18 protein-coding genes and 1 pseudogene are annotated in these 18,974 nt (G+C 66.0%); 7 read left to right on the plus strand and 12 right to left on the minus strand.

Annotated elements, in window-relative coordinates; translation table 11 throughout:
- Positions 1 to 28 precede the first annotated feature (28 nt).
- Positions 29 to 1,504, plus strand: a complete 1,476-nt coding sequence (locus AC3FKH_RS06470) for an efflux transporter outer membrane subunit (protein ID WP_488673943.1) — start codon at positions 29 to 31, stop codon at positions 1,502 to 1,504.
- 27 nt (positions 1,505 to 1,531) lie between these two features.
- On the opposite strand, the gene AC3FKH_RS06475 is transcribed toward AC3FKH_RS06470, so the two are convergent.
- The gene (locus tag AC3FKH_RS06475) at positions 1,532 to 2,050 is read right to left on the minus strand and encodes a winged helix-turn-helix transcriptional regulator (protein WP_488673945.1); all 519 of its coding nucleotides are present in this window, start codon (positions 2,048 to 2,050) and stop codon (positions 1,532 to 1,534) included.
- Positions 2,051 to 2,179: 129 nt separating this feature from the next.
- Positions 2,180 to 3,097: pseudogene (locus AC3FKH_RS06480) on the minus strand (LysR family transcriptional regulator).
- Positions 3,098 to 3,207: 110 nt separating this feature from the next.
- On the opposite strand from AC3FKH_RS06480, the gene AC3FKH_RS06485 reads away from it, so the two are divergent.
- The gene (locus AC3FKH_RS06485; protein WP_488673947.1) at positions 3,208 to 3,957 is read left to right on the plus strand and encodes an SDR family oxidoreductase; all 750 of its coding nucleotides are present in this window, start codon (positions 3,208 to 3,210) and stop codon (positions 3,955 to 3,957) included.
- Positions 3,958 to 4,062: 105 nt separating this feature from the next.
- Positions 4,063 to 4,497 carry a VOC family protein gene (locus AC3FKH_RS06490; protein ID WP_488673949.1) on the plus strand — a complete coding sequence of 145 codons (435 nt, stop codon included), beginning with the start codon at positions 4,063 to 4,065 and terminating at the stop codon, positions 4,495 to 4,497.
- A gap of 77 nt (positions 4,498 to 4,574) precedes the next feature.
- Here the strand turns inward: AC3FKH_RS06490 and AC3FKH_RS06495 are convergent, their stop codons facing one another.
- Positions 4,575 to 5,537, minus strand: a complete 963-nt coding sequence (locus AC3FKH_RS06495) for a GlxA family transcriptional regulator (protein WP_488673951.1) — start codon at positions 5,535 to 5,537, stop codon at positions 4,575 to 4,577.
- 109 nt (positions 5,538 to 5,646) lie between these two features.
- On the opposite strand from AC3FKH_RS06495, the gene AC3FKH_RS06500 reads away from it, so the two are divergent.
- On the plus strand, positions 5,647 to 6,447 hold the full coding sequence (locus AC3FKH_RS06500; RefSeq protein WP_488673953.1) for an SDR family NAD(P)-dependent oxidoreductase: 801 nt from the start codon (positions 5,647 to 5,649) through the stop codon (positions 6,445 to 6,447).
- 134 nt (positions 6,448 to 6,581) lie between these two features.
- On the opposite strand, the gene AC3FKH_RS06505 is transcribed toward AC3FKH_RS06500, so the two are convergent.
- Both AC3FKH_RS06505 and AC3FKH_RS06510 read right to left on the minus strand, forming a co-directional pair.
- Positions 6,582 to 7,502: a 2-dehydropantoate 2-reductase gene (locus AC3FKH_RS06505; protein ID WP_488673955.1), complete on the minus strand. Its 921-nt coding sequence runs from the start codon at positions 7,500 to 7,502 to the stop codon at positions 6,582 to 6,584.
- Positions 7,503 to 7,513: 11 nt separating this feature from the next.
- Positions 7,514 to 8,701, minus strand: coding sequence for a thiolase family protein (locus AC3FKH_RS06510; RefSeq protein ID WP_488673956.1), 1,188 nt, complete (start codon positions 8,699 to 8,701; stop codon positions 7,514 to 7,516).
- Between the two features lie 261 nt (positions 8,702 to 8,962).
- On the opposite strand from AC3FKH_RS06510, the gene AC3FKH_RS06515 reads away from it, so the two are divergent.
- On the plus strand, positions 8,963 to 9,547 hold the full coding sequence (locus tag AC3FKH_RS06515) for a TetR/AcrR family transcriptional regulator (RefSeq protein WP_488673958.1): 585 nt from the start codon (positions 8,963 to 8,965) through the stop codon (positions 9,545 to 9,547).
- A 55-nt stretch (positions 9,548 to 9,602) separates the two neighbouring features.
- Here the strand turns inward: AC3FKH_RS06515 and AC3FKH_RS06520 are convergent, their stop codons facing one another.
- From AC3FKH_RS06520 to AC3FKH_RS06530, 3 genes are all read right to left on the minus strand, one after another.
- Positions 9,603 to 10,388, minus strand: a complete 786-nt coding sequence (locus AC3FKH_RS06520; protein WP_488674848.1) for an alpha/beta fold hydrolase — start codon at positions 10,386 to 10,388, stop codon at positions 9,603 to 9,605.
- Between the two features lie 56 nt (positions 10,389 to 10,444).
- Positions 10,445 to 11,782 carry an epoxide hydrolase family protein gene (locus AC3FKH_RS06525; RefSeq protein ID WP_488673959.1) on the minus strand — a complete coding sequence of 446 codons (1,338 nt, stop codon included), beginning with the start codon at positions 11,780 to 11,782 and terminating at the stop codon, positions 10,445 to 10,447.
- 64 nt (positions 11,783 to 11,846) lie between these two features.
- The gene (locus AC3FKH_RS06530) at positions 11,847 to 12,290 is read right to left on the minus strand and encodes an organic hydroperoxide resistance protein (RefSeq protein ID WP_488674849.1); all 444 of its coding nucleotides are present in this window, start codon (positions 12,288 to 12,290) and stop codon (positions 11,847 to 11,849) included.
- Between the two features lie 204 nt (positions 12,291 to 12,494).
- Between AC3FKH_RS06530 and AC3FKH_RS06535 the strand changes: the two genes are divergently transcribed.
- Positions 12,495 to 12,929: a MarR family winged helix-turn-helix transcriptional regulator gene (locus tag AC3FKH_RS06535; RefSeq protein WP_488673961.1), complete on the plus strand. Its 435-nt coding sequence runs from the start codon at positions 12,495 to 12,497 to the stop codon at positions 12,927 to 12,929.
- A gap of 52 nt (positions 12,930 to 12,981) precedes the next feature.
- On the opposite strand, the gene AC3FKH_RS06540 is transcribed toward AC3FKH_RS06535, so the two are convergent.
- Positions 12,982 to 13,758, minus strand: a complete 777-nt coding sequence (locus AC3FKH_RS06540; protein ID WP_488673963.1) for an enoyl-CoA hydratase — start codon at positions 13,756 to 13,758, stop codon at positions 12,982 to 12,984.
- A 331-nt stretch (positions 13,759 to 14,089) separates the two neighbouring features.
- On the opposite strand from AC3FKH_RS06540, the gene AC3FKH_RS06545 reads away from it, so the two are divergent.
- On the plus strand, positions 14,090 to 14,848 hold the full coding sequence (locus AC3FKH_RS06545) for a sulfite exporter TauE/SafE family protein (RefSeq protein WP_488673965.1): 759 nt from the start codon (positions 14,090 to 14,092) through the stop codon (positions 14,846 to 14,848).
- 25 nt (positions 14,849 to 14,873) lie between these two features.
- On the opposite strand, the gene AC3FKH_RS06550 is transcribed toward AC3FKH_RS06545, so the two are convergent.
- The 3 genes from AC3FKH_RS06550 to AC3FKH_RS06560 all read right to left on the minus strand — a co-directional run bounded on the left by AC3FKH_RS06550 (position 14,874) and on the right by AC3FKH_RS06560 (position 18,883).
- Entirely contained in the window at positions 14,874 to 16,205 is a 1,332-nt protein-coding gene (locus AC3FKH_RS06550; RefSeq protein WP_488673966.1) for an aminotransferase-like domain-containing protein, read from the minus strand.
- Between the two features lie 108 nt (positions 16,206 to 16,313).
- Positions 16,314 to 17,642: an MFS transporter gene (locus tag AC3FKH_RS06555; protein ID WP_488673968.1), complete on the minus strand. Its 1,329-nt coding sequence runs from the start codon at positions 17,640 to 17,642 to the stop codon at positions 16,314 to 16,316.
- 71 nt (positions 17,643 to 17,713) lie between these two features.
- Positions 17,714 to 18,883 (minus strand): M20 aminoacylase family protein, encoded by a 1,170-nt coding sequence (locus AC3FKH_RS06560; protein ID WP_488673970.1) that lies wholly within the window; start codon positions 18,881 to 18,883, stop codon positions 17,714 to 17,716.
- Positions 18,884 to 18,974 lie beyond the last annotated feature (91 nt).

An 18,974-nucleotide genomic window follows, 5' to 3' on the forward strand; every position in this document is an offset into this window, starting at 1 on the left:
TGACAGATCACGAAAGAGAGGTGTAGACATGACGCAAGGGCAACCCTTCCCTCCGGCACGGCGCTTCGGGCGCAGCCTCGCGGCGCTCACTGCCGCAGCCATGGCCGCCAGCCTGGCCGCGTGCGCGGTCGGCCCGGACTACCGCACCCCCGAGGCGAACCTGCCGGCGACCTACGCGCATGCGGCGGCACTGCAGGCCGGCGGAACGAGCCAAACGGCGCCCGCGGCGCCCGCCCTCGACAGCTGGTGGAAGGGATTCGATGACCCCGCGCTGACCCGGATCATCGAGCGCGCGCTGGCGCAGAATCTCGACCTGGCCGCTTCCATCGCCCGTGTCGACCAGGCGCGCGCGGCCGCCGACTATGCGGGCGCATCGTTGCTGCCGGAGGGGTCGTTGTCGGGCAGCGTCGCGCGGCAGCGGCAGTCGCTCGAAAGCCCGCTCGGCAAGATCGCCAGCAAGTCTCCCGGCTTCGAGCGCAACAACACGCTGTACAACGTGGGCGCGGGAGCCAGCTGGGAGATCGACATCGCCGGCGGGCTGCGGCGCGGTGCCGAAGCGGCGAACGCGCAAGCGCAGGCAGCGCAGGCCGAGCACTTGGGCGTGCGCGTGCTTGTGGCGGCAGAAGCCGCCGATTCGTACTTCCGCGTGCGCGGCGCGCAGCAGCGCATCGCCATCGCGCAGCAGCAGGTGCAGACCAATGCGCGGCTGCTGGATCTGGTGAATCTGCGCCTGGCCGACGGTATCGGCGCCGAGCGCGAGCGCGCGCAGGCCGAAGCCCGGCTCGCGCAGACCCGCGTCACCATTCCGCCGCTGCAAATTGAACTCGACACGCAACTCAACCGCCTCGACGTCCTGATGGGTGCGGCGCCGGGCACCTATGCTGCCGAACTTGCCGCACCGGGCATGCGCACGGATGTGCCGCGGATTCCGCTTGCGCAGGGTCCCACCCAGCTACTTGAACGCCGCCCGGACGTCATCGCCGCCGAACGCCGGCTCGCGGCGTCCAGTGCGCGCATCGGCGTGGCCACGGCCGAGTACTACCCCAAGCTGTCGCTGTCGGCGCTGCTCGGCTTCGAAAGCCTGTCCGCGGGCAAGATGTTCACGGCAGCGACGTTCCAGCCGGCGGCCATGGCCGGCCTGCGCTGGCGCCTGTTCGACTTTGGCCGTGTCGATGCCGAAGTCGCGCAGGCACGCGGCGCGAACGCGGAGGCACTCGCCGCCTATCGCCAATCGATGCTGCGCGCGACGGAGGACGTGGAGAACGCCATCGTCACGCTGACCCAGCTGCAATGGCAAAGCAAGGACCTCGCAGTCGAAGTCAATGCACAGACCCGCGCGCGCGGCGCGGCCGAAGAAGCCTACAAGGGCGGCGCGGTCAGCCTGTTCGAAGTGCTCGAGGAAGACCGCCAGCTGCTGTCCGCGCGCGACCAGCAGGCCCGCGTGGGCACCGACAACGCGCGGGCCGCGGTGGCGGCGTTCCGCGCGCTCGGTGGCGGCTGGTAAGAGACGGAAAAGAACAGGCGCGCCGCGTCAGTCGGCGTCGTCCTGGCCGGTTGCGGACAGATAGGCGGCAGCATCTGCCAATCGCCGGCGCACACCTTCACCCGCGGCCGGCCCGGGCGCCAGCGCATGGCGCGCAAAATCCACCGGCGCGCCGCTCGCGGCATCGACCAGCACGGGCTCGATGACGTCGCCTGTCGACTTGTCCACCAGTTGCACGCTCGCGCCCTCGGGTGCGAAGTGCTTATTGCCCCAGGCCATCATCGACAGCATGACCGGCAGGAAATCGCGGCCGCAGCCGGTCAGCACGTACTCGTAGCGCGGAGGACGCTCCGAATACTGGCGCCGCTCCAGCAAACCTTCCTCCACTAGCCCGTTCAGGCGGCGCGTCAGCATGTTGGGCGCGATGTCGAGGTTCTTCTGGAACGTGTCGAAACGGGTCGCGCCGTAGAACGCCTCGCGCAGAATCAGGATGCTCCACCACTCTCCGACCCGCTCGAGGCTGCGTGCGATGGGACATTGCATGTCCCTGAAGGTCTTTCTTTGCATGGTGCGGCTCGTTGGATGCCAGGTAGCTGCTGAATCGCTTCCATCCTACTGTCGCAACTTTAATCATGCAAGTTAGAGACCACGCAGGCTTTTGTCGGCTTTACAGCCCGTCGCCATGGGAATACTTTGCTACGCATAAGCGTCAACCCCCTCTACCAGCCGTTTGGCCAGCCGGGGCTGCCGCAACTGCTCCAGCCACCATTGCAGCGCCCGCCCCTCGTGATCGCCGCGCCAGCCGACATAGAGCACGTTGGGCTCACGCGGATCGGCGGTGCGCTTTTCCACCAGTTCGCCACGCCGCAGCAGCGACGCGACCCGGTGCCGGGGCAGCCAACCGATACCCAGGCCATCGCGCTGGGCGAGAATCTTGGCTCGCATGCCGGGCACGGCCAGCGAGCGTTGGCCGCCTACCATGCCATATCAGCGCCCGCCGGTCAGGCGGGATGAATCAGCGACCACGACGGCGCGGTTGCGGGCGATGTCATCGCGTGTGACCGGCCCGCGTGCGCCCGCCAGCGGGTGCCGCGGGGAAACCGCAAACACCCACTCGATGACGCCCAGCTCGAACCAGCCCAGATTCGGTATGCCAGGCGGCTCGTTGGTGGCGCCGATAACCAGATCGGCGCGGCCGTCCCGCAATGCCTCCCAGGTCCCGGCAAGCACTTCGTGCGTCACCCGCAGGGCCACGCCGGATTCCAGCGCGTCGAACGCATGCATGACCGGCATCAGCGTCTCGAACTCCAGCAGTTCGTCGGTGACGATCCACAGGCGGTCCTCCCACCCGGTGGCAACCTGGCGCACGCGTTGCGCGACACGCGAAACATCCAGTGCCAGCCGCGCGGCTTCTTCCGTCAGCACCTCGCCGGCACGCGTCAGCTGGAGGCGGTAGCGACGCCGGTCGAACAGGAGCGCGTCGAAGCGCTGTTCGAGCTGCCGCGCGGCGTGCGACACCGTGGAAGGCGCCTTTCCCAGCCGGGCCGCGGCACGCGACAGGCTGCCGGCTTCGCGGATGGCCTGCAGCAGGGCCAGTTCATCTTCCGACAGCATGTGCAATTCCTTCGAACGTGTTTGCCGGGCCGATCGTATGGCAAGCCGTCCGTCCTTGTCCATACTCCATTCACACCACTCAAGTTCATCTTTTCCGACTGGAGAACATCATGAATCGCTTCGAAGGCAAGACCGTTCTGGTTACTGGCGGCAATAGCGGAATCGGCCTGGCGGCTGCCCAGGCATTTGCGCGGGAAGGCGCCCGCGTGGTCATCACGGGCCGCGATGCCGCGTCACTGGATGCCGCGCGTGCCACACTGGGCAAGCAGGCGCTCGCCATCCGCAATGAAACCGGCTCCGTGCCGTCCGCGCGCGACCTGGCCCGGCAGCTGGCCGACGCCGGCATCCGCCTGGATGCAGTGTTCATCAACGCCGGCACGGCAAAATTCGCCGCCGTGCCCGATGTGGACGAGGCCCTGTGGGACGCCACCTTCAACGCCAATGTAAAGGGTGCGTACTTCCAGATTCAGGCGCTGCTGCCGCTGATGAATGCGGGCACCTCTATCGTGCTGAACGGCTCGATCAACGCGCACATCGGCATGCCGATGTCGTCGGTATATGCCGCCAGCAAGGCCGCCCTGATCTCGCTCGCCAAGACCCTGTCAGGGGAATTGCTCGGCTCGGGTATCCGCGTGAATGTGGTGAGCCCCGGTCCGGTAACGACCCCGCTGTACGGCAAGCTGGGCCTCGACGCCGAGACCCTGTCGGCTACCGCGGCGCAGATCCAGGGCAAGATTCCGCTGGGGCGCTTCGGTGAGCCGGTGGAGATCGCCGCGACCGTGCTGCATCTGTCCGCACCGGAATCGGCCTTCATCGTCGGTACTGAAATCATCGCCGATGGTGGCATGAGCCAGCTTTGATCCTTTTCCCTGGCGGGACCGTGGCGCAAGCGCGGTCCTGGCCAACGCTCCGGCCGGCGTCCTGCCGACGCCACCGCCTGTCACGCTTTCAATCGGGAAATCTTCATGCCTTCAACCCGCACTCCCGCCGCGCCAGCGCTGCGCCTGAATAACGTCGCGTTGGCCGTGGCCGACCTGGAAGCCATGATCCGTTGGTATCGGGTTACCCTCGGCCTGCAGGTCGAACAGCGAGGCCGTTTCGACCCTGTGGACGCAGACTTCGCCATGCTCACTGGCAACGGATTCCGGCTGGAGCTGGTGTCGCGTGCCGGTGGCGAGCATCGCCCGGCCGACCGCTCCGCGCCTCCCCAGCACCTGCATGCGCTCGGCTGGAAAGCGATTGTGCTGGAAACCGACGACCTGGCCGCCACCACCGCAGCACTGGCGGCGCAAGGCGCCGAGATCGTCTGGTCCGAACAGAAACTGACGCCGCTGCTGGCGTCCACCATGATCCGGGACCCGGAGGGGAACCTGATCAATATCTTCGGCAAGCCAGCCTAGCCATGCGCCGGCCGCGGAGCCAGCATGCCCTGGCTTCATGCCAAGGGGAACCGGCTGCCGGCAGGCATTCCCGGGAGCTAAGCTTCGGCCAGCTCGGCGCCGTTTCTCGCTTCCCGCCTCACCGCTTGCGGCGGCACGCCGAATCCTCGCACAAACGCTTCGCGCAGATGCCGGCGGTCGCGAAAGCCCGTCTCGCGCGCCACCACCTCGAGCGGGTGCCGGCTCTGCTCGATCATCAGCCGCGCCGCCTCCAGGCGCAGTCCCTCCACCGCCTTGGCCGGTGACTGCCCGGTTTCCTGCATGAACGCCCGGCTGAACTGACGCGGGCTCAGGTTTGCGGACTGCGCCAATGCATCGACGGTCAGCGGCTCGCTCAGATGCTGGCGCGCGTAGTTCAAGGCATGCTGTATGCGGTCGGACTTCGGCGCAAGGTCGAGCATTTCGGAATGCTGCGACTGCCCGCCGGAGCGCCGCTGGTGCATGACGAGCTTGTGCGCGACCGAACGCGCTATGGCCGCACCGAGATCGCGCTCGACCATCGCGAGGGCGAGATCGAATGCCGCCGTCATGCCTGCCGATGTCCAGACCTGGCCGTCAACGATAAAGATGCGGTCTTCCTCGACCGCGACGTCCGGGTGCCGCTGGCGCATCGCGCGGGCGAACGCCCAGTGAGTCGTCGCCCGCCGTCCGGCCAGCAAGCCTGCCTCGGCGAGCACGAAGCCTCCGGTACAGAGTCCGGCGATGCGCCGGGCGCGGGGCGCTGTATCGCGCAGGAACGCAAGTTCTTCCTGCGCCGGGCGAGAGACGACCGGATCCGTCACGCCGAGCACCATCCAGGTGTCGACGATCTCTCGCGGGTCGGGCCGCCGCGTGCCGACGGTCATGCCGAGCGAGGATGTCACCACACCGCCGGAGGCCGAGAAATTCTCCACGCAGTAGAAGGGTTCGCCGCCCGTCGCATTGGCAAATTCGAACACCGCCTGGGTGCCGAGCGCCATGATCTGGAAGCCATCCGCCAGCAGGTAGCCGATGCGATGCATGTTTCTTTCTCCGAAAAGCCCACGTCCCAAATACGCACTATATACGTCATTTACGCCATGCGCAGGGATACCTACGATTCAGTCTCCGAACCACACCAGGAGTCATGACATGAACCGAACCATCCACGCCGGCACCGCCCTCGTTACCGGCGCCTCCTCCGGCATTGGCGCTATCTACGCCGACCGCCTGGCGCGCCGAGGCTATGACCTGATCCTTGTTGCGCGCAACCGCGACCGCCTGGCCGCTCTCGCCGACCGCCTTACCACCGAAACGCGTCGCAACGTCGAAGTGATCGGCGCAGACCTGAACGACCGCGGCGGGCTGTCCCAGGTCGAGGCCCGCCTGAGGGAAGACGAAAGCATTGCGCTGCTGGTCAACAACGCCGGCGTCGGCACGCACACCCCGCTGCTGGACAGTGATGTCGACCGGATGACCAGACTGATCGAGTTGAACGTCACGGCGCTTACCAGACTGACCTATGCCGCCGCGCCATCTTTCGTCGCACGCGGCAAGGGCGCGATCATCAACATCGCGTCGATCGTCGCCATCGCCCCCGAGATCCTGAATGGCGTGTACGGGGCCAGCAAGGCATTTGTGCTGGCGCTGAGCCAGTCGCTGCACCACGAACTGCATGACAAGGGCGTGCGCATACAGGCGGTGCTGCCGGGTGCGACCGCCACGGAGTTCTGGGCCACAGGCGGACAGCCCGTGGAGAATCTGGACCCGAACATCGTGATGTCGGCTGCGGCCCTGGTCGATGCGGCGCTGGTCGGGTTCGACCGCGGCGAACTCGTCACGATCCCATCCTTGCATGACGTGGCCAAATGGGAAGCTTATGCGGCAGCACGCGTGTCGATGATGGGTGAACTGTCGACCAGCGTGCCGGCCGCGCGCTACCGTGGCGCCTGAAACGCATCGAACCGGCCGCTGTCGCGCGGGGCGGAGCGATGATGCCTACGCATCGCGGTGTCGGTCGAATCGCATGATCCCGGATCTCCGGACAGCAGGCGAAGCGATGCCGCTTCGCTGCAGTCCGGTCCTGATCAGTGGTGCTGTCCCTGGTAGACCTGCAGGTGACAGTAGGCAATGCGGCATAGCGGCAGGTCCCGGCCGGCCGTATCGGCATGCACGACAAGGTCACCGACAATGGCATCGGCCTCGATCCGGCTCGCGTTCTGCGCGATGTCGCGCATCATCGAAGCTGCCCATGTCGAGGCATCATCGAGCAAGCGGTCGCGCATCTCCGCTGCCACACGGTGCGCAAGCGGATGGCCGCGCAGCGCCGCTACGGCGCTGCACTCGTCGATGGCCTGCTCCATCAGCCTGCGGCCGTCACGCGTTCTCATGATGTCGCCCACCGTGCCGCGCATCAGGCAAGTCATCAGCGCGCCCGCGGCGACCATGACCCACTTGTTCCACAATTCCTGGTCTATGTCAGGCGAGAGCCCGCGAATGCCGGGCGTACGGGAGACCAGTTTGTGGAAGGCCGCCGCAAGTGCCTGCGCCCGTTCCGTGCGGCCGCCGACGAGGAGCTTGTCCCCGCGTCCGGCATGCGAGATCGACCCGTCCGCGGACAGTGTCGTCGCGATGTACGACACACCGCCAAGCACGCGCTCGCGGCCGAAGCGGAGGTCCAGGCTGTCGTAGGCGGACAGGCCGTTAACCAACGGCAGGACCGCGGCCCCGCCGGTCACGCTGTGAGCGATGGCGTCCATCGCCCCATCGATGTCATAGCTTTTGCAGGCGAGCAGGACAAGGTCGTAGCCGGTGCCGGGATCATCGGCCGTGACCGTCTTCACCACGCCGTGAAAGTTCCCCAGATCGCTACGCACGCGCAGGCCGTGATGCGCGAGCGCGTCGGCGCGGGCCGGACGGACCAGGAAGGTCACGTCCGCGCCCGCCTCGATCAGCCTCGCCCCGTAATAACCGCCCATGGCCCCGGCGCCCAATACAAGTATCTTCATGGGTAGCCGCCTCACGACAGAAGTTCGAGCGCGAGGGCGATGCCCTGTCCGCCGCCGATGCACAGCGTGACGATGCCGCGCCGGATGCCATCCGCCTGCATGCTGTACAGCAGCCGCGTGGTCAGCACCGCGCCCGTCGCGCCAATGGGATGGCCATGGGCAATGGCACCGCCGTCAACATTGATGATGTCGTGCGGCAGGCCAAGCTCGGCCGCCACTGCCAGCGGCACCGCCGCGAAGGCCTCGTTGATCTCGAACCGCCCGACGTCGCCGAGCGACCAGCCGGCGCGCTGCAATGCCTGCCGCACGGCCGGAACAGGGCCCAGCCCGAACAGGCCCGGCTCCACGGCACCGACGCCGTATGCCGCCAGCCGCGCCATGGGCGCGAGTCCCTGGCGCTCGGCATAGGCTCGATCCGCCACCAGCACGGCAGCGGCGCCGCTGTTGATGCCAGGCGCATTGCCCGCCGTGATCGTGCCATCGGGGCGGAAGGCCGGCTTCAGCCGGGCCAGTCCCTCCAGCGTCGTATCGGGCCGGCTGGCCTCGTCGCTATGGAATGCGGCAGTGCCTTGCTTGCCCTTCAACGGAACGCCGACGATCTGCGCCGCGAAACGGCCCTGCTGCTGCGCGCGGGCAAACCGCGACTGGGAGCGCTCGGCCCAGCGGTCCTGGGCGTCGCGGCTCAGTTCATAGCGCGTTGCGAGGTCTTCGGTATGCCAGCCGGAATGCTGCCCCGAGAAGGCGTCGTGCAGGCCGTCGAGCAGCATGCTGTCCTGCATGGTGGCATCGCCCATGCGATTGCCCCAGCGACCGCTCGCGAGCAGGTACGGTGCACGGTCCATGTTCTCCATGCCGCCCGCGACCGCCACGTCCCAATACCCCAGCCGCACTTCGTCCGCCGCCGTGGCGATGGCCTGCGCGCCCGACCCGCAGACGCGGTTCACGGTCATCGCCGGCAGCGACACCGGCAAGCCCGCGCCGATAGCGGCCTGCCGCGCCGGGTTCATCCGGTTGCCCGCCTGCACCACGTTGCCGAACACCACACTGCCGATCGCCGCTGCATCGAGGCCAGTGCGGCGCACCGTTTCGCGGATAACCGTGGCGCCCAGTTCGGCGGCCGGCGTGCCCTTCAACGACCCGTTGAAGGCTCCAATCGCGGTCCGCACCGGATGGCACAGCACTACGTCCTTTGCACTCATGGTCCTGCTCCTCTTGTCGCGACTTGCATCACAATCAATTCGACCCAGCCTCAGTCCTCGTGGCCAATGCGCCCTTCTTCGCAAAATGGAACGGCGAACGCGCATAGCCTGCGATGACAGCTTTCATTGAAATCTCTCCGTGGCGAAATAGTATGATGGTCATCATAACAAAGAATCCGCAGCGTTGTGAAAGCGCTCCAGCGAGGCCGCATAGGCTGTTCCTGATATATTGATCGACCTGAGAAGGCAACGGCACCCAAGATGAGATACGGATCCGAACAATGGGAAAAGACGCACAACAGTCTGGTCGACGCTGCTGCCGCGATGGTGCGGCGCGACGGCCCGGACAAGGTCTCGGTGTCCGAGTTGATGAAGAGCGTGGGACTGACGCATGGCGGTTTCTACTACCACTTCTCATCTCGCGAGGACATGATCGCCCGTGCCATCGAACGCGCGTTCGCCAGTACACAGGAGAGGCTCGAAAGGATATGCGCCAACCGTGGCCCGGCCGACGCACTGCGGGAGTACGTCGAACGTTATCTTTCGCCGGAACACCGGGAACATCGCAGCACGGGCTGTCCGATCGCCACGCTGACGGCCCACGTTGCGCTGCTGGGCGATGATTCGCGCCAGGCGTTCGAGCATGGTGCTGCCCGGCTCACTTCCCTGCTGGCCAGGATGCTGGAGCAGGTCGGGCATGCCGATGCCGGCGCGCTCGCAATCTCCGTGATGTCCGAGATGTCCGGTGCCCTCGCGATTTCGCGTGTGATCGTCGATCGCGAACGGTCCGACGAGGTGCTGCGGATTTGCAGAATGAACGTGCTTGGACGGACGCTTCCCGCCTAGCCGTTCAGCGGCGCTGCCCACCATGCCGCAAACACCCGATCGGGCCGGCTGCCGGTCAGTGCGCCTGCGCTGCCGCGCCGAGGATCGCTTCGGCCACTTGTTCCGGCTTCGACAGTTGCGGCACGTGCGACGACGGCAAGCTCACCACATGCGCAGAGATGTTGCTGGCCATCGCACGCTGCAGGCCCGGGTCGAGCATGTGGTCATCCTGCGTCACGACATACCACGTTGGCCTGCCCCGCCACGCGGCCGCCTTCGCTTTTTCCTCGAAGCTGCTGGCGCGGATGGGCACTTGCGTCACGGCCATCAGGCTGGTCTGCGCCGCAGGCAGGTCCTGTGCGAAGTGCGCGGCCATCCCTTCCGGACTCAGGCTCAGGAAGCCGCTCTGGTCTGCCACCACGAACTTCGATCCGGGCGGCACAGGATAGCCCTTGATAAGATCGCCGACGGATTGCCCCTCGGACGGAGCGAACGCCGCCACGTAGACGAGCGACTTGACACGGGCATGCACGCCCGCTTCCGAGATCACCATGCCGCCCCATGAGTGCCCGACCAGTACAACGGGGCCAGCTTGGGCGTCGAGCACGCGGCGCGTCGCCGCCACGTCGTCAGCCAGCGAGGTAAGCGGATTCTGGACCGCCACGACATTGAGCCCGCCGGCCTGCAACAGTGGGATGACCTTGCTCCATCCCGAGCCGTCGGCGAAGGCGCCATGCACCAGCACCACAGTCGTTTTGCCGGGACCTGCCTCCGCAGCCGCAGCGGCGCGCGGGGCGGAGGCGGCCAGGGCAACAGCGGCCGCGAAGGCGACACCCAGCAAGGTCTTGATCGATGACCTCATCCTGTACCCTCCAGCGCTGTCGCGCGTCCCGACACGTCCCAAGAAACGCTGCATCGTCATGATGACCTCCCGTCCCGCAACGTCCTGAATCCCGTGCGAAGTTCATCGGCGAAGACCAGCGGCTGTTCCCAGGCGGCAAAGTGGCCGCCCTTCCGGAGGCGGTTGTAGTGAATGAGCTGCGGGTAGGCGCGCTCGGTCCAGCTGCGCGGCGCCGCGTAGATCTCGTCCGGGAATACGCTCACCGCCACGGGGATCCGGACGTTCTTGACATCGAAGAACGCGAGCTTGTTTTCCCAGTACAGCCGCCCCGACGAGACGGCTGTCCGGGTCAGCCAATACAGCGTCACGTTGTCCAGGACGTCGTCGCGCGTAAGACCTTCGCTCTGGCCGTCGAACACGCGGGCGATCATCGCCTGGCTCGCCGCATCGTGATCGAGCATCCAGGCAGCCAGCCCGATGGGAGAGTCTTCGATGCCATAAAGCGTCTGCGGCCGGTTCGTCATCTCGATGGCGTAGCCCAGCCCGTGCTTGTAGAACGTCTCGAGCTGCTCGTACGCGTGCCGCTCGTCGGCCGAGAGTCCCGCGGGTGCCGGTTCGTTGTACTTGAGCGCCTTCGATATGCTGGCCGGTAGGGTGGCGGGCATATTGACGTGAATCCCGAGCAGTTCCGGGGGCGCGATCAGCGCCATCTGCTCGGTGATGGCATCGCCCCAGTCGCCACCTTGTGCCACATATTGTTTGTAGCCAAGCCGGTTCATCAGCACGATCCATGCTCGGGCGATGCGCACCGGGTCCCAGCCCGTGGCCGTTGGCTTGCCGGAGAAGCCATGGCCGGGGATCGACGGGATCACTACATCGAAGGCATCTGACGCCTGGCCACCGTAAGCGACCGGGTCAGCAAGCGGCCCAACCACCTTCAGCTGCTCGATCACCGATCCGGGCCATCCATGGGTGATGATGACCGGCAGCGCGCCAGGATGCTTCGAACGCACGTGAATGAAATGGATATCGACACCATCGATGGTCGTCATGAATTGCGGCAGCGCGTTCAGCCTCGCTTCCGCCTTGCGCCAGTCATGCCGGGTCGCCCAGTAGCCGGCGAGCTTCTGCATGGTCGCCAGGCGCACGCCCTGCGAGGCATCGTCAACCGTTTCGCGCGACGGCCAGCGCGTGGCAGCGATTCGCCTGCGCAGGTCTACCAGGGCCTGCTGCGCAAAGGCGACGCGGAACGGACGGATGGCGTCGGGCGTGTCGCCGCTAGCGGGTGCGGCCGACACTTCGCCCGGCAGCGACATCAGGCCAATACCGTAGCCTGCGGCTGCGGCGGAAACCCCGAGAAAATCGCGCCGGGTGAACTGGCGCGCATCGGAAGTGGGGTCATGGAACGGTTTCATTGGGCTTTCCTTGCACGCATGAATCGATCTGGCGAGCACGGCATGACCGCCGCGCTGGCCGATGTCACTCGGCACCCGCTTGCAAGGCGTTGTGCACAACGTTGATCTCCACGTTGATATTGCCGCGCGTGGCCTTCGAGTATGGGCAGGTCTGGTGCGCGGCATCCACCAGCGCCCGAGCCGTTCCGGCGTCGACGCCAGGCATGCTGACATTGAGGCGAGCCTGCAGGAAATAGGCATCGCCAGCCATGCCGAGATCCACTTCTGTGTCGACCGCCAGGCTGGCCGGCAACGTCACGCCTTTCGCGCGGGCCGCGAGGCCGATTGCACCGATGAAGCAGGCCGACCAACCGGCGGCAAACAGCTGCTCGGGGTTGGTGCCCTTGCCTGCGCCGCCCGGGGGCGACAGCTTGAGGTCGAGGCGTCCGTCCGAGCTGCGGGACGCACCTTCGCGCCCGCCCGTGGTGTGGGTCTTTCCGGTGTAAAGAACTTTGTCGATCCGGGTCATGATGTGCTCCTTGTTCAGGCTGGTTGATGGATACCCGTTAATGATTGGCGCTTTGCGCCGCATCTCAAATGACGGATATCGGACGGTTTCAGGACACAGGCTGCTGATGCAATGCGATCGCAATGTGAGATGCAAGCCGAGAGGCTTGCGGGCGATGGTATATTCGCGCACGAACTAACTTCGGACGTCCTGACGAATCACGGTATGGAACATCGCCTTGTCTATCTGTTGAATGTCGGCCAGCGGCGGCTGCAGCGGTGGTCGCAAGCGCGCGTGGCCGGCGGCGGCGTGACCGCGGCCCAGTCAGGGCTGCTGTTCTTCCTGGGAGGCAACGACGGCGCGCTGATGAGCGAGGCCGCTGCGGCCCTGGACCTTGGTGCGCCGGGCATGAGCGGTCTTGCCGACCGGACCGAGAGGGCCGGGCTGATCGAGCGCCGGCCGGATGAAACGGATCGCCGCGTGTCGCGGCTATGGTTGACCGAAGCCGGACGCGTGGCGCGCCAGCATTCGAAAGTCAGCATGAGGGCATTGAACGCCAAACTGACCAAAGGCTTCACCGAGGCCGAGATAGACATCGTCGCACGGTGGCTGACGAGCCTGCAGACAAAATTCCCGGCCACTGACAACGGCGAAGGATAGCCTGGATATCAGGGCCCTTCTTCCCCGGGGCCCGGATTGTGCTTGCTTTCGCTTACTTCGGGGCGAGCCGCATGAAATCCGGCTTGCGCTTTTCGGCGAAGGCCGAGAAGGCTTCCTTTGCTTCCGCACTGCCGAGCCGCTCCTCGAACTGAGCGCTTTCGCTCGTCATCTGCGCGACCAGCCTTTGCGCGTCGCGCATCAGCTTCTTCATTGCAATCAGCGATCCGGCCGGCTTTGCGGCGATCCGGCTGGCCATCCGCTGCGCTTCTGCCCGCAGTTGATCATTGGCGCACACTTTGTTGGCGATGCCCCGGGCAACGGCGTGCTTCGCATCGAGCGGCTCGCCCAGCGCGAACATCTCGAAGGCCCGGGCGTGTCCGATGCGCAAGGGCAGCAGATAGCTCGAAGCCGCTTCGGGAACGAGGGCAAGGTTGACGAATGGCGTGATGAGTTGCGCATCCTCCGCGAGCACGACGTAGTCGCAATGAAGCAACATGGTTGTGCCGACGCCGACCGCCTTGCCGTTGACTGCGGCGACGAGCGGCTTCGTGGCATTGGCAAGCGCGTGCAGAAAGCGGTGCACGTGCCGTTGCGCCGGCCCCTTGCCCGCCGCGGTCGCGGCAAACTCTCCCACATCATTGCCGGATGTGAAGCTGTCGCCATCGCCCTGCAACAGCACCACGCGGATGCCGTGGTCCAGCTGCGCCGCATCGATCGTGTCGGCCAGTACGGCGTACATCTCGTTGGTCAGGGCATTCTTCTTCTCGGGGCGGGCAAGCGTAATGGTCAGAATGCCGTCGCCGAGGTCGGTATGGATTTCCGGGGTCATGGTCGATTTCCAGGTCGCAGGGTGATGGATGCAGCAGGCATCCATTAAGTTCGCATGCGAAGTATATAGATGATTCGCATGCGAAGCAAACCGCAAACATGTTCTACGGCGATCACCCGGCAGGCCGCGGCGGTAAGCCGGACGCGCAGAGTCCGCAAGTTGTATGCATGACAATATTCAGATTGTATTAATCCGGTGGACTACGATTGCTGTGTCTTTGCACCGATGCAGGGTCTGTAATGCATGCATATTTCACAAAAGCCGCAGGAATCGCGGGCGATACGCCCCTGCATGTCCGCGCTGCCCGCCGCTTGACCGATGGGGTGGTCATATGGAACTGAATGTCACCACCATCCTCGTCACTTTCGCCGGCGTCTTCCTGATCTGCTTCATGAAAGGCGCCTTCGGAGGCGGCTTTGCCATCGTGGGCATTCCCCTGCTGTCACTCGTCATGGATCCGGTGACAGCGGGCGGACTTCTGGCACCACTGTTCGTCGCGATGGATCTCTTCAGCCTGCGCTACTGGAAGCCGTCCACATGGTCCAGGCCCGACCTGCTGTTGCTCGTGCCCGGTCTGGTGGTCGGCATCGGCGTCGGCTACCTGCTCTTCAGGGTACTGGACCACCGGGCTATCGCCATCGTCATGGCGGCAGTCACGTTGCTGTTCGTCGGCCTGTGGTTCTTGCGCGGCGCAGAGGTCGTGGTGCGGCCGCGCTCTTCGCCCAAGGCTGTAGCCGCTGGCGTGACGTCGGGCATCACCACCATGGTCGCGCACTCGGGCGGGCCACCACTGACGATCTACCTGCTGCCGCTTGGCCTGAGCAAGCAGGTCTACGCCGGGACCACCAGCATGTTCTTCACGGTCGGCAATATCATGAAGGCGGCGCCATGGCTGATACTGTCCAGGCCAGCCGGCGCGGTGTGGACGTTGATGGCGATCTCCCTTCTCGCCATTCCTTCAGGTGTCTGGCTTGGGTGGCGCCTGCATGGCAAGCTGGATCAGCAGCAGATGTACCGCACCTGCCATGGCTTGCTCGTGCTCACGGCGCTGAAGTTGCTGTGGGACGGTGCGTCAGGTTACCTTCATTGATCGCGCAGTGCCGGGATGACCTGGTTCAGTCTCCCTGGTCCGCCACGACCTTGTCGACCATCTCCAGCGACTGCCTTAGCGCATCGAGCCGCACCGAGGCAAGCGCGAGGCGGATGGCGTGGGGCACATGTTTCGATGCCGCGTAAGGATGCGCCGTCGACACAGAGATGCGCTCGCGCAGCAATGCCCTGGCGACTGCATCCGCACGGACGTCTTCGGGCATTGGCAGCCACACGAAGTAAGAGTTGGCGTGGCGGACGGGCTTCAGATGTCCGAGCACATCGCCCACTACGCGCTGTCGCAGATTGGCGTCGCCGCGCTTTTCCGCCTCGAGTCTTGCCACGGTGCCATCTTCGAGCCAGCCGCATGCAATCCCCGTCATGACGGCGGGCGTCGTCCACGTCGTGGCCCGGATGGCGCGTTCCAGCTTGGACATCCATTTGCGCGGCGCACACACCATGCCGACGCGAAGCCCGGTAGCAACGCTTTTGGACAGGCCCGACACATAGACTGTCGCTTCCGGCGCCAAGGCAGCCAAAGGCGGCGGAGCGCGCTCCTCCAGAAATGCGTAGGCGCCATCTTCGATCAGGATCAGCCCGTGCTGGCGAGCGATCGCAACCAGTTCACTGCGGCGCCGCATGCTCATCACCCACCCGAGGGGATTATGAAGCGTCGGCATCGTATAAATGGCCCGTACCCGCCGGCGACGGCATATGGTTGCGAGCGCATCCAGGTCCGGCCCGCGTGCCGTGGCGGGAACCGGCACAAGTTCGAGCCGGCATGCTTCGGCGGTGAGCTTGAATCCTGGATAAGTCAGTGCGTCCACGGCGACCACGTCGCCCGGATCCAGCAGTGCCATGGCCGTGGCTGTGAGCCCGTGCTGCGCGCCGCTCACCAATACCGTGGTCTCCGCGGTCGCGGGGACGCCCCGGGAGCCAAGGTGGCGAGCCATGATCGAGCGCTCGTGTTCCCGTCCGCCATGTGGATGGTATCGAAGCAGCGCCTCCAGATCACCTGCCCCGGCGAGCCTGCGCAATGCGGCGCGCAGCAGATCGGTCTGTCCGGGCATGGAAGGATTGTTGAAGCTGAGATCCACCGTGTCGGCGCTCCAGGCAGGCAGGTCGACGCCTTGCCCGGCGGGCAGCACCTCCTTGACGAAAGTGCCCCGGCCCGCTTCCCCGCTCACCAGGCCCATGGCGTGGAGCTCGGCGTAGACCCGCGTGGCCGTCACCAGCGCCAGGCCTTCCGCGGCCGCCAGCTCGCGATGCGTCGGCAGCCTGGTTCCGGGACTCAGCCTGCCCTCCCGTATATCGTCGGCGAACCGGTCCACCACTTCCTTGTAACGGAGTCGGGGCATGGGTCTTCATTACCATTGTCGCGGGCCCGATTATCGGCACTATGCCGATGCGGCGCAACGCGGTACCGACTTCAGGGCCTATGTCTTGCGGACCCGCCCGACGATCTGTCAATCCAGTGGCTTGCCCGCCTTCTCCGGCACCATCACCAGCCCGCACAGCGATAGAACGCCGCAGCCAATCACATAGAGTGCCGGCGCGCTGGCATTGCCAGTCAGCTCGATCAGCCAGGTGGCGATCAGCTGTGCGAAGCCGCCGAACACCAGCACGCCAATGCAATAGACGACCGACAGGCCACTGGCACGGATGCGTCGGGGGAACAGCTCGGTGATGAGCACCACGGTAGGCACCACGTTCAGCACCAGCGGCAAAGCCAGCACGGCGACCACGGCAAGCAGCGTGCCAAGAGATGGCCTGGCGTTGAGCAGCAGGAAAGCGGGATAGACCAGCACCAGCATAGCCAGGCGGGACCACAGGATGGCGGGCTTGCGCCCGATGCGGTCGGACAGCCTGCCGGCGTACGAGGACAATGCCACTTGCACCAGCGCTGCGACACAGCCTGCGCTCATGCTGAGCCCGAGCGGGATCTTCAGCACGGTCGCCGCGTAGCTGGTCATGTAGTGCAGCACGATATAGGTAGCGGAGGTGCCGCCAATCGTCAGCAGAACGCCGGCTACCACCACGCGGCCGTGCCCGCGGAAGACCTCGGCCAGGCCGGCGCGTTCGTGGCCCGGCGCCGTTGCGGCGGCGGGCGCTTCGGCGGTTTCCTCCAGGTGGCGGCGGATATAGAGGCCGAGCGGAATGACCAGGATGCCGATTGCGAACGGCACGCGCCACCCCCAGCCTTGCAGCGCATCGGGCGACAGGCCGTTAGTCAGCGACAACCCCACCACTGCACCGAGCAGCACGCTGACGCCCTGGCTGAACAACTGCCAGCTGCCGTAGTAGCCGCGCGAATGGTCGTCGGCGTACTCCATCAGCAGCGCTGTGGATGCGCCGACTTCGCCGCCCAGCGCAAAGCCCTGCAGCAGCCGCGCCAATACGATCAGCATCGGCGCGGCCAGCCCGGCCTGTGCGTAGGTAGGCGAGACCACGAACAGCAGCGAGCCCAGCCCCATCAGCCAGAGCGTCAACGTCATGGCCGGCTTGCGTCCGGCCCGGTCGGCGTAGAGCCCGATCATCAGGCCGCCGAGCGGGCGCGCAACGAAACCCACGCCAAACGTCGCCAGCGAAAGCATCAGCTGGCCGAAGCTGCCGCTGACGGGGAAGAAGAGCTTGCCGATCAGCACCGCGAAGAAGCTGTAGACGGTGAAATCGTAGAACTCAAGGCCGTTGCCGATGGTGATGGCGGCAATGACGCGACGGCGCGGTACGGCGCGGCCAGCGGGATGCGCGGCGCAAGCGCCGTCCAGCGGCTGCGCAGGCAGGGAGGTGGGCATTCGGTGTCTCCGTGGGTAAGTTGGCGCCGGCCTTGAGGGCCGGTCATTGTCGATGGCGATTGGGGTGCGGCTCAGCGCAGGTAGCGCTCGACCAGCTTGACCCAATAGGTGGCGGCAAGCGGCAGGCATTCGTCGTTGAAGTCGTAGCCCGGGTTGTGGACCATGCAGCCGCCCTCGCCGTCACCGTTGCCGACGATCAGGTAGCAGCCAGGACACGCCTCCAGCATGAAAGAGAAGTCTTCGCTGCCGGTCAGCGGCACCATGTCGCCGATCAGGCCGCTCTCGCCCAGCCACTCGCGGGCAACCTCGCGCGCCAGTTCCGTGGTGGCCGGGTCGTTGACCAGCACCGGGTAGCGGCGCTCGTAATGCACCTCGGCGCTGGCACCAAAGCTGTCCGCCTGGGCATGCGCCAGCGCGGTGATGCGCGCCTGCAGCAGGTCGCGCACTTCGGCCTTGAGCGCGCGCACCGACAGCCGCAGCTCGGCACTCTCGGGAATCACGTTGGGCGCCTTGCCGGCTTCGATCGCGCCGACGGTGACGATGGCCATGTCCAGCGGGTTGACGTTGCGCGACACCACCGACTGCAACGCCATCACCATCGACGCGCAGGCCACCACCGGATCGACCGCCCGATGCGGAACCGCACCGTGGCCACCGCGCCCTGTCACGCGGATCGTGACGGTGTCGGAGGACGCCATGAACGCGCCGGGCAAGAAGCCGAACTTGCCGGTCGGGTGTCCGGGCATGTTGTGCAGCGCGAACACGGCATCGCACGGGAACAGCCGGAACAGCCCGTCCTTGATCATCTCGCGCGCGCCGCCCATGCCTTCCTCGGCCGGCTGGAAGATCACGTGCAGCGTGCCCTGGAAGGACTTGTGCCCGGCCAGGTAGCGCGCCGCGGCCAGCAGCGTGGCAGTGTGGCCGTCATGGCCGCAGGCGTGCATCTTGCCGTCGATCTTGCTGGCATACGGCAGGCCCGTGGTTTCACGGATCGGCAGCGCATCCATGTCGGCGCGCAGCCCGATGGCGGGGCCGTCGCCGTGGCGCAGCGTTCCGACCACGCCGGTGCCGCCCAGGCCGCGATGTACGGCATAACCCCATGCCTGCAGGCACTCGGCCACCAGGTCGCTGGTGGCGAATTCCTCGAAGCCCAGCTCGGGATGGGCATGGATGCGGTGGCGCAGGTCCACCATCTCGGCTTCGATGGCGCGGATGCCGGGCAGGACGGGATCTGGATGCATGGGGTCTCCGGGGATGTTATTGGCGGGGAATTGCGGGATTGCGTGCCGCGATCTTAGGCATCGCCCGCCCGGGCCGATAGCCGCAAAACTG

It is taken from the genome of Cupriavidus sp. 21MJTG02-4 (assembly GCF_057798975.1).